The organism is Kosakonia oryzae, assembly GCF_001658025.2.
Taxonomy (GTDB): Bacteria; Pseudomonadota; Gammaproteobacteria; order Enterobacterales; family Enterobacteriaceae; genus Kosakonia; species Kosakonia oryzae.
Genome location: NZ_CP014007.2, coordinates 237573 through 249775, shown reverse-complemented (window position 1 = coordinate 249775; position 12203 = coordinate 237573). Strand labels below are relative to the sequence as shown.

At 55.8% G+C, this 12203-nt stretch carries 11 protein-coding genes; 5 read left to right on the top strand and 6 right to left on the bottom strand.

Features of this window, described 5'->3' with window-relative positions; translation table 11 throughout:
* Nucleotides 1-58: 58 nt before the first annotated feature.
* The gene (locus AWR26_RS01120; RefSeq protein WP_064562988.1) at nucleotides 59-1330 is read right to left on the bottom strand and encodes an acid phosphatase; all 1272 of its coding nucleotides are present in this window, start codon (nucleotides 1328-1330) and stop codon (nucleotides 59-61) included.
* A gap of 193 nt (nucleotides 1331-1523) precedes the next feature.
* Between AWR26_RS01120 and AWR26_RS01115 the strand changes: the two genes are divergently transcribed.
* Together AWR26_RS01115 and gorA are read left to right on the top strand one after the other, a co-directional pair.
* Nucleotides 1524-2366 (top strand): 23S rRNA (adenine(2030)-N(6))-methyltransferase RlmJ, encoded by an 843-nt coding sequence (locus AWR26_RS01115; protein WP_043956184.1) that lies wholly within the window; start codon nucleotides 1524-1526, stop codon nucleotides 2364-2366.
* Between the two features lie 82 nt (nucleotides 2367-2448).
* The gene (gorA, locus tag AWR26_RS01110; protein WP_064562985.1) at nucleotides 2449-3801 is read left to right on the top strand and encodes a glutathione-disulfide reductase; all 1353 of its coding nucleotides are present in this window, start codon (nucleotides 2449-2451) and stop codon (nucleotides 3799-3801) included.
* Between the two features lie 182 nt (nucleotides 3802-3983).
* Here gorA and AWR26_RS01105 read toward each other — a convergent pair whose 3' ends face one another.
* The 3 genes from AWR26_RS01105 to AWR26_RS01095 all read right to left on the bottom strand — a co-directional run bounded on the left by AWR26_RS01105 (nucleotide 3984) and on the right by AWR26_RS01095 (nucleotide 6019).
* Nucleotides 3984-4589: a histidine phosphatase family protein gene (locus AWR26_RS01105; protein WP_064562982.1), complete on the bottom strand. Its 606-nt coding sequence runs from the start codon at nucleotides 4587-4589 to the stop codon at nucleotides 3984-3986.
* Between the two features lie 82 nt (nucleotides 4590-4671).
* Complete coding sequence (dinQ, locus tag AWR26_RS01100; RefSeq protein ID WP_139227969.1) at nucleotides 4672-4752, bottom strand: damage-inducible type I toxin DinQ; 81 nt, start codon at nucleotides 4750-4752, stop codon at nucleotides 4672-4674.
* Between the two features lie 373 nt (nucleotides 4753-5125).
* Nucleotides 5126-6019: a LysR family transcriptional regulator gene (locus AWR26_RS01095; RefSeq protein ID WP_074922581.1), complete on the bottom strand. Its 894-nt coding sequence runs from the start codon at nucleotides 6017-6019 to the stop codon at nucleotides 5126-5128.
* Nucleotides 6020-6151: 132 nt separating this feature from the next.
* Here AWR26_RS01095 and aguB point away from each other — a divergent pair, with 132 nt between their 5' ends.
* Together aguB and aguA are read left to right on the top strand one after the other, a co-directional pair.
* Complete coding sequence (gene aguB / locus AWR26_RS01090; protein ID WP_007369608.1) at nucleotides 6152-7036, top strand: N-carbamoylputrescine amidase; 885 nt, start codon at nucleotides 6152-6154, stop codon at nucleotides 7034-7036.
* 3 nt (nucleotides 7037-7039) lie between these two features.
* Complete coding sequence (gene aguA, locus AWR26_RS01085; protein ID WP_064562977.1) at nucleotides 7040-8122, top strand: agmatine deiminase; 1083 nt, start codon at nucleotides 7040-7042, stop codon at nucleotides 8120-8122.
* Nucleotides 8123-8155: 33 nt separating this feature from the next.
* On the opposite strand, the gene AWR26_RS01080 is transcribed toward aguA, so the two are convergent.
* Nucleotides 8156-8584 carry a GNAT family N-acetyltransferase gene (locus AWR26_RS01080; protein WP_227122151.1) on the bottom strand — a complete coding sequence of 143 codons (429 nt, stop codon included), beginning with the start codon at nucleotides 8582-8584 and terminating at the stop codon, nucleotides 8156-8158.
* A gap of 275 nt (nucleotides 8585-8859) precedes the next feature.
* On the opposite strand from AWR26_RS01080, the gene AWR26_RS01075 reads away from it, so the two are divergent.
* Nucleotides 8860-10509: an alpha,alpha-trehalase gene (locus tag AWR26_RS01075; protein WP_064562975.1), complete on the top strand. Its 1650-nt coding sequence runs from the start codon at nucleotides 8860-8862 to the stop codon at nucleotides 10507-10509.
* A gap of 69 nt (nucleotides 10510-10578) precedes the next feature.
* On the opposite strand, the gene AWR26_RS01070 is transcribed toward AWR26_RS01075, so the two are convergent.
* Nucleotides 10579-12168, bottom strand: coding sequence for an STY4199 family HEPN domain-containing protein (locus AWR26_RS01070; RefSeq protein WP_064562973.1), 1590 nt, complete (start codon nucleotides 12166-12168; stop codon nucleotides 10579-10581).
* Nucleotides 12169-12203 lie beyond the last annotated feature (35 nt).

The following is a 12203-nucleotide window of genomic DNA, read 5'->3' as shown; positions in this document are numbered from 1 at the left end:
AGCCACAACGAAGAAAACGCCCGGCGGCATTGCGCTCGCCGGGCATTACGCACAAACCTCAGCGGGATTTATGCGCCATCTCATAGGCCGCAGACAGGTTCAGGCGCTGCCAGAAGCTCTGTTCATCGTTATCGCCAGAGAGCGGGTAACCCGCCGGTATCGCCGTTTTCACCATCAGCGCACGGCGCTGGCTGGCGGAAAGATTCGGCAACGCCGCTTCCAAAAGCACATCAGCCCCTTCCGGTACTTTCAGTTTTTTCTCTGCCCCTTTCTGCTGCGGCAAATTGTAAGTCATGGTGAAACGGTAAAAATCGCGCATCGCCGGGTCGCGATACGGATCGTCTTTTCCGGCGCTCTGCGCACATTGCGCAAGCGACGTGCCGCACTCTTTTTCCAGCGCGGCACGGAGCTGGTCGCGGGCTTCATTAAACAGGGCGCGGTATTTCGCATCATTCAGGTAATGCGCGACGTTACGCTCCGCCACCATCCGTGAACCGATGACATCCAGCGGGTAGTGCACGCCCAGCACCACGCGGGAATAACCATAGCGCGCGCCGCGCGTCAGCAGAGCGTCAAAACGTTCCGGGATCATCTCCGCCATCAGCAGCGAATCGGTATAACCGGTATTGGTATGGCCGCTGGGGAACGAGCCGCCATCCGCGGTATAAGCTTTGTTATCCTTCACCACCACGTCGTCCGGCACCAGGTGGATGCTGTTGTTCTGGATCAGGAACGGGCGCTTATAGTCGAAATGTTTTTTCGCCGCGCCGGTGCTCACTTCGCTGGCTTTGATTAACGCCGCCGCTTTGCCTAATTCGCCTTTGTCATAGGCGGTGAGGAAAGCGTTGCCCAGTTTTGGCCCCAGCGCATCGGCAATAAAATAGAGATAGCTGATTCCCTCAGCATCAGCCAGCGCCTGACGGCGCAAACCCTGCGTGGCATCGCGGTTAATTGCCTCAACGGTATGCAGGTTGGCATCCAGCACCGGCTTTGGCAGAGCGCTAAAACTGGCGAGCAGCGCGATGCCCGCCTGTTGATTCGTTTTAGTCTGGAAATCATAACCGCGCGCTTTCAGCCAGGCGCTGTCCGCCTGTTTAGCGCTCTGCGCGGAGTGCTCCAGTTGATCGCGAGTCAGTGCTGCCGCATTACCCTGCAAGGCCTGGCGCAGCCCGGCCAGTGATTGTGCTTCCAGCGCAACATATGCCTGGCTGTCCGAGGCTGGCGTGGTGGTATTGGCGATATCGCGCGCCTGCACCAGCGGAATATCTTTTGCCATCGCCTGGTGAGCCAACAGCAGCGCGGCAGTTAAAAGAGTGAGACGGATTTTCATTTTTTATCCTTTTATTCAAACAATTACCTTGCCTGAACCTGACGCTAGCGCGGCAGTTTGACACTTTCATGACACCGTTATGTTTTGAAACCTTTTCCGCTGAAATGAAACAAGCCCGCGGTGCAGCGGTAATCTGCGGCAATCTACGGTAAACTGTGCAGAATCTCGTTTATTTTCCGGAATCTCAGTCCCCATGCTCAGTTATCGCCACAGCTTTCACGCTGGCAACCACGCCGACGTCCTTAAACATACCGTTCAGAGCCTGATCATCGAAGCGCTGAAAGAAAAAGAGAAACCGTTTCTCTATCTCGACACCCATGCGGGTGCCGGGCGCTATCAGCTTTCTGGCGAACATGCGGAGCGCACAGGCGAATATCTGGAAGGCATCGCCCGCATCTGGCAGCAGGACGATTTACCGGCCGAGCTTGAGCCGTACATGAATGCAGTGCGCCACTTCAACCGCGGCGAGCAACTGCGCTATTACCCGGGTTCACCGCTGATTGCCCGTGAATTGCTGCGCGAACAGGACAGCCTGCAATTAACGGAACTGCACCCGAGCGATTACCCGCTGCTGCGCCAGGAGTTCCAGAAAGACAGCCGCGCCCGCGTTGCACGCGCCGACGGTTATCAGCAATTGAAGGCCAAACTGCCGCCGGTTTCCCGCCGTGGTCTGATCCTTATCGACCCGCCGTATGAGATTAAAACCGACTACCAGGCAGTAGTGAGCGGTATTCAGGAAGGCCATAAACGTTTTGCCACCGGTGTTTACGCATTGTGGTATCCGGTGGTGCTGCGCCAGCAGATCAAACGCATGCTGCGCGATCTGGAAGAGACCGGCATTCGCAATATTCTGCAAATCGAACTGGCCGTGCGACCGGATAGCGATCAGCGCGGCATGACGGCTTCCGGCATGATCGTCATTAACCCGCCGTGGAAGCTGGAAGCGCAGATGAACAACCTGCTGCCGTGGTTGCACAGCAAGCTGGTGCCTGCCGGTACCGGGCACACGCTGGTTCACCAGATCGTGCCGGAGTAATCGCAGCCATCGGTGGAACCTTTCGGGTTGCGCGTTACAATCGCGACAATTTTCGACTTCGTTCAGGATTAAGGAAAAAACCATGAGCAAACATTACGACTACATCGCCATTGGCGGCGGCAGCGGCGGTATTGCATCGATCAACCGTGCAGCCATGTACGGTCAAAAATGCGCGCTGATTGAGGCCAAAGATCTTGGCGGCACCTGTGTGAACGTAGGTTGTGTTCCGAAAAAAGTGATGTGGCACGCCGCACAGATCGCCGAAGCCATTCATCTCTACGGCCCGGACTACGGCTTTGACACCACCGTCAACCATTTCGACTGGAGCAAACTGGTTGCCAGCCGCAGCGCTTACATCGACCGTATCCATACCTCGTACGAGAACGTGCTGGGTAAAAATAACGTCGATGTGATCCGTGGTTTTGCCCGTTTTGTTGATGCCAAAACCGTGGAAGTGAACGGCGAAACGATCACCGCCGATCATATTCTGATCGCCACTGGCGGCCGTCCGAGCCACCCGGACATTCCGGGCGCGGAATACGGTATTGATTCCGATGGTTTCTTCGCCCTGCCCGGGCTGCCAAAACGCGTTGCCATTGTTGGCGCAGGGTACATCGCCGTTGAGCTGGCGGGCGTGGTGAACGGTCTTGGTGCTGAAACGCACCTGTTCGTGCGTAAACACGCGCCGCTGCGCAACTTCGATCCGCTGATCACTGAAACGCTGGTCGAAGTGATGGCGGCGGAAGGCCCAACGCTGCATACCCACGCGATTCCGAAAACGGTAGTGAAAAACGCTGACGGCAGCCTGACCATCACCCTGGAAGATGGCCGCTCGCAAACCGTTGATTGCCTGATCTGGGCGATTGGCCGTGAACCGGCGACCGATAACTTCAACCTTGCTGCCACTGGCGTGAAAACCAATGACAAAGGTTATATCGAAGTCGATAAATTCCAGAACACCAGCGTGCCGGGGATTTACGCGGTGGGCGATAACACCGGCGCGGTAGAGCTGACTCCGGTTGCCGTTGCCGCTGGCCGTCGTCTCTCTGAACGCTTGTTTAACAACAAGCCGGATGAGCATCTCGACTACAACAATATTCCTACCGTTGTGTTCAGCCATCCGCCAATTGGCACCGTCGGTTTAACCGAGCCGCAGGCGCGCGAGCAGTACGGCGACGAGCAGGTGAAAATCTATAAATCGTCATTCACCGCGATGTATACCGCCGTCACCTCTCATCGCCAGCCATGTCGCATGAAGCTGGTCTGCGTCGGCCCGGAAGAGAAAATCGTTGGTATCCACGGTATCGGATCCGGCATGGACGAGATGTTGCAGGGCTTTGCGGTTGCGCTGAAGATGGGCGCCACCAAAAAAGACTTCGACAACACCGTCGCCATTCACCCGACGGCAGCAGAAGAGTTTGTCACGATGCGCTAAGCATCAGCGGTAAAACGACACGCAGAAGCCCCAAATGGGGCTTCTTTTTTGCATCGGTGTCGCCTGCATCAGATGAGCGGAGAAATGCGTATCGCCAGGGCGGAATGTTAGTCAGAAAGCGAACCGTCACTGATGCAAGAAATCACCCACTTTTTAACAAGCAAGCTGAACCACAAAACGTATCACGCGGGCAGCCTCAATAAATGGCTGGCGATTCCCCAGCGCATCACCCGCCAAGATTTCTCCTCTATCGCCAACAGTGAAAAGCTGGCATTCGGGTGGTGGTAACGCGCGACACTGCTCAGTGAATTTTCCATCAGCTGCGCGATAACCGCCTGAATCACATGACCATGCGAGACCAGTGCCACCGTTTCCTGCGAGCAGACATCCGGCAACCTGTGCAGAAAAGTGCGCAGCCGCTGCGCTGCCTGCGCCAACGATTCGCCCTGCGGCGGACAGAAATGTTCATCGTCGATAAACGGCGGATATGCGCGCTGTATTTCGCTCAGGCTGCGGCCTTCAAGCTCGCCAAAATGCTGCTCCTGTAGCGCGTCGTGCAACTGAAAATCGCAGGCGAAATGCGCGGCTATGCGCGCCGCCATCTGCTGTGCCCGGCCTGCCGGAGAGGAGATAACAGCGCCAGGCGTTACTCCCTCGGCCTGCAACCCGGCAATCAGTGCGTTGCACTCTTCCTGCCCGCGCAATGTCCACGGGCTATCGAGCCGCCCCTGGATAATTCCGGCGCGGTTCCACTCGGTTTGCGGATGGCGAATTAAAAACACGTTCATTTGCGAAGCTCACGGCTTATCGGCCTGAAATATTAAAAGGCAGGAAGTGGTTAACTCCCTGCCCTTAGGTACGTTTCCGTTATCAGTTCAGCAACTGAAGTAGATAACGGATCAATTCCAGCAGCGCGATTAACGCTCCCAGAATGATGATTGCTTTATCAATCCCCCGTTTTCTCCATAAAACGGAGTGAGAACGCCGCTGCTTACTCGTGGACTGCCTGTCACAGAGGTTGATCTCAGTGTTAGTCAGAGACAGTTCTACTCCGGCCAGAGCACCCGATGCGGCACCACCCGTACATCCGGCCAGGACTTAAAAAGCGTAAAAGTGGCCCCGGAGTAGTCTTGTCACCAGCACTAACGGGCAGATTATAACCACCCTCAGGGCATCCGACGAGTTCAAAATTTGCTCGCTTATCCCCCTTGTTTTATACTGCAGCGGTTAGTCAGAGACAGTTCAAAACCGGCCAGAGCAGTTGGCTGTTCCGGATGTAAAAAAGCCGACCTCACCAGTCGGTTTTTTTTCGCCTGTAGATTCGCTAAACCTGCACCGCCTTCAACTCATTGATCAGCCACTGCACCGCAGGCTGATAATCATAAAGCCGGTGGGTAAGCAGCAGTAAATCGTAAGAGGGCGCGCCGTCCGGTAGCGCCATAATGCGCAGCGGCATCATCTTTGCCAGCTCCTGGGCGATACGGAACGGAACGCACATCAAATAACCGGTCGCGACGGCCACACGTCCTCCCACAGCATAACTTTGCACTACCGTTGCCAGCGGGCGGTAGAGATGCTGCGACAGCAGCCAGCTATCAATATGATCCGCGCCAGAGCTGACCGCCGGCAAATGGATCTGTGACTCGCTGACCAGATGTTTAAGCGTCAGCGTTTCCGGCAAATCGGTGCGCTCCACGGAAGCGATCGCCACGAAATGGTCGGAAATCAGCGGGTATCGATTAAAGTAGTGCGGAATATGCTGCACGGTATCAACGCCGATAAACGCGTCGAGCTGCCCTTTTTCAACCCGTTCGACCTTGATGGTTTCCGAAAGAATATCGACCGACAACCGCACATTCGGGGCGATGGTTTTAAAGCGGGCGGTCAGCACCGGCATAAACATAAATTCGAAGTAATCCACCGCGCCAATGTAAAAAGTATGCGCATCGCGGGCGGGATCGAAGTGGCTTGGCCCGCGTGTGGCGGTATCCAGCTTGCTGAGCGCATTCTCAATCACCGGGATCATCATCGCTGCGTACGGCGTCGGCTCCATGCCGTTGCGCGTGCGGATAAACATTTCGTCTTTGAGCTGCTCGCGCAGACGGTTCAACGCATGGCTAAACGCAGATTGTGAAAGATTGGCCTTCTGCGCCGCCCGGGTCACGTTTTTCTCTTTCGCCAGGATCGGCACCAGCCGCAGCAAATTCAGATCGACCACCACTATGCACCCTTTTCATGTTTTCATGATAACAATACATTTTATGCATAACGAAGATCGTTGCTATAGTTTGCAGCAAAAGAAGTGCGGATGATTTGCACTGTCTGAACCGAGACCAACGGGAGAGAATTGATGAGAAATGTAACTGTTGCCGCGACCCAGATGGCTTGCACCTGGGAACTGGAAAAAAACGTACAGAACGCGGAACGTTTAGTTCGCGAAGCGCACCGCCAGGGCGCACAGGTGATCCTGATCCAGGAGCTTTTTGCTGCCCCTTATTTCTGCATCGATCAGAGCCCGGAGCACTACGCGCTGGCGCAGGAAGTGGCGACCAGCCCGCTGATTAAGCATTTCTCAGCGCTGGCGAAAGAGCTGGAAGTGGTGCTGCCGCTGAGCTTGTTCGAAAAATGCAATAACGCGTACTACAACTCGCTGGTGATGATCGATGCCGACGGCAGCGTGCTGGACACCTACCGTAAAACCCATATTCCGAATGGTCCGGCTTACCAGGAAAAACAGTTCTTCATCCCTGGCGATACCGGATTCAAAGTCTGGAACACCCGCTACGCCAAAATCGGCGTCGGTATTTGCTGGGATCAGTGGTTCCCGGAAACCGCGCGTTGCCTGGCATTGCAGGGCGCAGAGCTGATCTTCTACCCGACCGCGATCGGCTCTGAACCGGCCTACCCGGACATCGACAGCCAGCCGCACTGGACCCGCGTTCAGCAGGGCCACGCTGCCGCCAACGTCATTCCGGTGATTGCCTCGAACCGTATCGGCACCGAAGCCAGTAAATACATTGAAGGCCTGGAAATGACCTTCTACGGTTCTTCATTCATCGCCGATCAGACCGGTGAACTGGTAGCGCAGGCCAATAAAACCGACGAAGCGGTGCTGGTGCACACCTTCGATCTGGATGCCGTTGCCGCACAGCGCGCCTCCTGGGGTCTGTTCCGCGACCGCCGCCCGAACATGTACGGCGCCATTGCCACCTCTGACGGCAGCGTGAGGAGCTAAGCGATGGCGCAGCTGACCACGCCCGTAAAAGACGGGTTCGCAATGCCGGCAGAGTGGGCTCCGCATCAGGCCGTATGGATGATCTGGCCTTATCGCACCGATAACTGGCGCGCCAATGCCGCACCAGCCCAGCAGGCGTTTGCGGCCGTGGCAAAAGCGATTTCCCGCAATACGCCGGTCATCATGGGCGTTCCTGCGGCGGAAATGGCGAAAGCGCGCAGCACTATGCCAGCGGAAGTGACGCTGGTTGAAATGGAGAGCGATGACGCGTGGATGCGTGATACCGGCCCGACCGTAGTGCTGAATCCGGCGGGCGAACAGCGTGGTATTAGCTGGACGTTCAACGCGTGGGGCGGTCTGAACGGCGGGCTTTATGCCAGTTGGGATCGCGATCAATTAGTGGCGGGCCAGGTGGCGAATTACCACCAAATGCCATGCTACAACACAGATTTAGTGCTGGAAGGCGGTTCCATTCACGTTGACGGTGAAGGCACTCTGTTGACCACCGCCGAGTGTCTGCTGAACCCTAACCGCAACCCGAATCTGAGCCAGGCGGAAATCGAGCAACAACTGCGCGATTATCTTGGCGTGTCGCAGATCATCTGGTTGCCGGAAGGCGTGTTTAACGATGAGACCGACGGTCACATCGACAACATGTGCTGCTTCGTGCGCCCCGGCGAAGTGGCGCTGCACTGGACTGATGACCAGAATGACCCGCAGTACGCCCGCTCCGCGGCGGCGTTGCAGGTGCTGGAAAATACCAAAGATGCGCAGGGTCGTACGCTGAAAGTATGGAAAGTCCCGTCGCCGCCGACGCTGTACGCCAGTGCGGAAGAGACCAATGATGTGGAAAAAGGCACGGCGATTGAGCGCCACGAAGGCAATCGTCTGGCGGGTTCCTACGTCAACTATCTGGTCAGCAACCAGCAGATTATCTATCCGCAGTTGCACCCGGCCACCGATGGCGCGGCGCAGGCGCTGTTTGAGGAGATGTTCCCGGATTTCGTCATCACTGGCGTTCCGGCGCGCGAAATTCTGCTCGGCGGCGGTAATATTCACTGCATTACCCAGCAAATCCCGCGTTGATCCACAGCCCGGCGGTGAATGCCGTCGGGTGTTTTACAACGTGCGCGACATCCGAATGTACTGCACCTCTTTTTTATAAAACGTCTCGCCTTCTGGGGTAAAACCGAAGCGCGTATAAAATCCTGCCGCTGAAGTTCTGGCGTCCAGCGTGACCGTTTTCACCCCGTCCTGCATCAGCTTATCCAGCACCGACTGAAACAGAAAACCACCAAAACCCTGCTGCTGATACGCCTGCAAGGTAGCGAATTTGCGGATCTGGCAACGCTTCTCGCCGATGATGAACACCGACAGACAACTCACCACCTGAGCATTGAACAGCACGCCAAAATGTGTCGCGCTTTCGTCGCCCTCCACGCGTGAAGCATTGCGTTCCAGATGCGGCCACAGCACCGCCTGGCGAATATCCAGACATTGCTCTAACGTAATAGTGGCGAAATTCACGGGTTCTCTCTCCATCATCATGGGGCTTCCGGGCAATGTAAGCATGCAGGGGCGATTATTCATAAATCGTTGCAAATTGATTACTCTGAAAGCCGCCGCTGCGTTATCCGAGCTGTTTTGCGTATTTAACAAAATTAATCAATGAGTTGCTTAATTTTTGCTTTCGCACAACGGGAAACAAAACGTGATCTAACGCACATTTCATCCCCCAGAGATCGAAGCGAATGTCTACGCTTTATAGATAGCCGGGACACACCCGTCATTTTTTACGACGACATCCGGAGGCCAGAGCCACTATGTTCAACCAGAAACTACAAAGCGCAGAAAACGTCGAGTTTATCATCGAAGAAGAGCTTCTCTATGAAACCGATCCGTGCGAGTTAAAACTGGATGAAATGATTGAAGCGGAGCCGGAACCCGAAATGATCGAAGGGCTGCCGGCGTCCGATGCGCTGACGCCTGCCGACCGTTATCTTGAATTGTTTGAACACGTGCAGTCGTCACGTCTCTTTGCCGACAGCAAAACCTTCCCTGACTGTGCGCCGAAACGGGATCCGCTCGACATTTTGATTCGCTATCGCAAAATCAAACGCAAACCCGAGTTCGACCTGAAACAGTTCGTGAAAGCGCATTTCTGGCTGCCGGAAAATACGACTAAGGCGTATGTTTCCAATCCGGAGCATTCGCTGAAAGAGCATATCGACAATCTGTGGCCGGTGCTGACCCGCGAACCGCAGGATCATATTCCGTGGTCGTCGCTGCTGGCGCTGCCGCAGGCGTACATTGTGCCAGGCGGTCGATTCAGAGAGACCTACTACTGGGACTCTTACTTCACCATGCTGGGGCTGGCGGAGAGCGGTCGCGACGACCTGCTGCGCTGTATGGCCGATAACTTCGCGTGGATGATCGAACGCTACGGCCATATTCCGAACGGCAACCGCACTTACTATCTGAGCCGTTCGCAGCCGCCGGTTTTCGCTCTAATGGTCGAGCTGTTTGAAGAGGATGGCGTGCGCGGTGCGCGGCGCTACCTTGAGCATCTGCTGATGGAGTACGCTTTCTGGATGGATGGCGCTGAATCGCTGGTGCTGAACCAGGCTTACCGCCATGTTGTGCGGATGCCAGACGGTTCGCTGCTCAACCGTTACTGGGACGATCGTGATACGCCGCGAGATGAATCCTGGCTGGAGGACGTGGAAACCGCCCGCCACTCCGGTCGCCCGGCGAACGAAGTTTATCGCGACTTGCGCGCTGGTGCCGCCTCCGGCTGGGATTACTCCTCCCGCTGGCTGCGTGACGCGCACCGGCTGGCGAGCATTCGTACCACGCAGTTTATTCCCATCGATTTGAACGCCTTTTTGTTCAAACTGGAAAGCGCAATCGCCAATATTTCCGGGCTGAAAGGCGACCGCGAGCGTGAAGCGGAATTCCGTCAGAAAGCGAGCGATCGCCGGGCGGCGGTTAACCGCTATCTGTGGGATGAGGAGAATGGCTGCTACCGCGATTACGACTGGCGCCGTGAAGCGATGGCGCTGTTTTCCGCCGCCAGTATCGTGCCGCTGTATGTCGGTATGGCGACGCATGAACAGGCGGATCGGCTGGCAGAAGCAGTGAAAAACCGCCTGCTCACACCGGGCGGTATTCTGGCGACGGAATATGAAACCGGCGAACAGTGGGATAAACCCAACGGCTGGGCGCCGTTACAGTGGATGGCGGTGCAGGGCTTTAAGCTTTACGGTAACGATGCGCTGGGTGACGAGATCGCCCGCAGTTGGCTGCAAACGGTGAATCACTACTACCAGAATCACCACAAGCTGATCGAGAAGTACCACATTGCCAGCAGCACGCCGCGCGAAGGGGGCGGGGGTGAATACCCGTTGCAGGACGGTTTCGGCTGGACAAACGGCGTGGTACGCCGGTTAATCGGGCTGTACGGCGAACCGTAACGTTCGCCGAACTTCGTCGATTGCGCCATCAGGATAACCGCCTGATGGCGCTTCGCTTATCAGGCCACCTTAATCGATGGCGTTATAAATAGCGGTCTGAATATCCGCCCATTTACGGTTTTCGTCATTCGGCTCTGCCTGGTAACGCAACTGCGCCTGTTCCATTTCATAACGCTGACGGTCAACCACCGGTTTTATGGTGCAAAACGCCTGCAAATAACTTTTGCCGATCGATGACAACCCTTTGTTATTCGTCGCCATTTCATGGGTCAACGTGCTGATAAACCGACGGCAGGGGCGATTCTCATCCATTTGAATCCGGTAACGCAGCAGCATATCCAGCACCTCGATATGATTGTCCACCACCGCCTGCTCCGTCCACGACAGTTTCCAGTTCATTCCGGTACGCAAAAACAGCGACACCACGCGCGTATCGTTACGATCGATTGCCGAGCGGAAGTTGTTCTCGTCGCGCGGCAGCCCCATGCGGCTCAGCTCCTCTTTCGGCGAGATTTTTTCCTTATCCTGCGAAATGGGCACCGTTATGCCGCTTCCGCGCGCCATCGGTGCCTGAACATCACTGAGGAACAGCCAGAAGCCGCCAATCGCCACGATCAGCGCCACCACGGCCACCGAGCCCCATAACATGCTGACAAACAGCTGCTCCCGTTCTTCGCGGCTACGTACCGCGCGTTTAGCTGGTCTGTCGATACTGTCACGCATTGGCATCGCATCACCTCCTGCGGCGCGGTCTTTTTTCCGTGCCTGCTCCCAGAAAGCGTCTAAGTTATTGCCCGCCTCGCGCAATATTTCGGCGGGATTGGTTGTGGTGCGCCCCTCTTCCCATGCGCGTTGTACCGGTCCTGTAATCTGCGGATAGTAGCTATCCAGTAAACTGAGTTGATTGGAGGTCAGCGGCTGTCCCGCCACGACCAAAGCGCGCATGTGCCGCACATCGTCGAGGAACGTGTGCAACGTTTTACGCGTTTCCAGATACAGACTTAATACCGCGTTATCGTTAAACAAACGGGCGTAATGCTGGCTGAACTCTTTTTTATCCACCAGCAATAATGCCAGCTCGCTAAAGCGCATCCCGCTCAAAATATCGTTGTGATCGCCCAACCGCAGCCAGCGGCGCACATGATCGGCACCAAACTGCGTTTTCAAATGGTTACGCAGACGTTCCGTATCCGGCCACGCCTGCGCCACCAGCGAGGCGATCATCATCTCCAGCGCGCGCAGTTGCTGCTGACCGCGCTTCTGCTGGCTCTCCTCCACTTTTAGCGAGGTGCTGTAGCTGAGTAACGGCTGCCGGGTGCGCAGATTTTCCAGCGCGCTAACAAAACGGAGCGCGGCAATCAGTTGATTTTCCGTCACGTTCTGCCCGCTCTCATAGCGCGGGACAAGCTGCTGCAAGTGACGGAGCTGCAAAGTGAACTGTGTTAATTCCGCATCGTTGAGTTTTAGTCGTTTAGCCACCGCGCCCCAGCCACCCATGCTCAGACGCGCAATATCAAGTTGTTCTAAAAACCAGCGCGGATCTTTACCCTCGTCGAAACGGACATTCAGTAATAACAGAATTTCGACGGACGCCTGGCGAATCACGGCAATGCATTTTTCAAACTGTTCACCCGTATTAACTGGGGCGTTACTTGTCATTATTTTCCTTTAAGTACAACTGAAGAAATAATTAT

What these genes read in the sequence shown, in the direction of transcription:
- AWR26_RS01120 (WP_064562988.1), bottom strand. Translation starts at nt 1,330, where the DNA reads ATGAAAATCCGTCTCACTCTTTTAACTGCCGCGCTGCTGTTGGCTCAC.
- AWR26_RS01115 (WP_043956184.1), top strand. Translation starts at nt 1,524, where the DNA reads ATGCTCAGTTATCGCCACAGCTTTCACGCTGGCAACCACGCCGACGTC.
- gorA (WP_064562985.1), top strand. Translation starts at nt 2,449, where the DNA reads ATGAGCAAACATTACGACTACATCGCCATTGGCGGCGGCAGCGGCGGT.
- AWR26_RS01105 (WP_064562982.1), bottom strand. Translation starts at nt 4,589, where the DNA reads ATGAACGTGTTTTTAATTCGCCATCCGCAAACCGAGTGGAACCGCGCC.
- aguB (WP_007369608.1), top strand. Translation starts at nt 6,152, where the DNA reads ATGAGAAATGTAACTGTTGCCGCGACCCAGATGGCTTGCACCTGGGAA.
- aguA (WP_064562977.1), top strand. Translation starts at nt 7,040, where the DNA reads ATGGCGCAGCTGACCACGCCCGTAAAAGACGGGTTCGCAATGCCGGCA.
- AWR26_RS01080 (WP_227122151.1), bottom strand. Translation starts at nt 8,584, where the DNA reads ATGATGATGGAGAGAGAACCCGTGAATTTCGCCACTATTACGTTAGAG.
- AWR26_RS01075 (WP_064562975.1), top strand. Translation starts at nt 8,860, where the DNA reads ATGTTCAACCAGAAACTACAAAGCGCAGAAAACGTCGAGTTTATCATC.
- AWR26_RS01070 (WP_064562973.1), bottom strand. Translation starts at nt 12,168, where the DNA reads ATGACAAGTAACGCCCCAGTTAATACGGGTGAACAGTTTGAAAAATGC.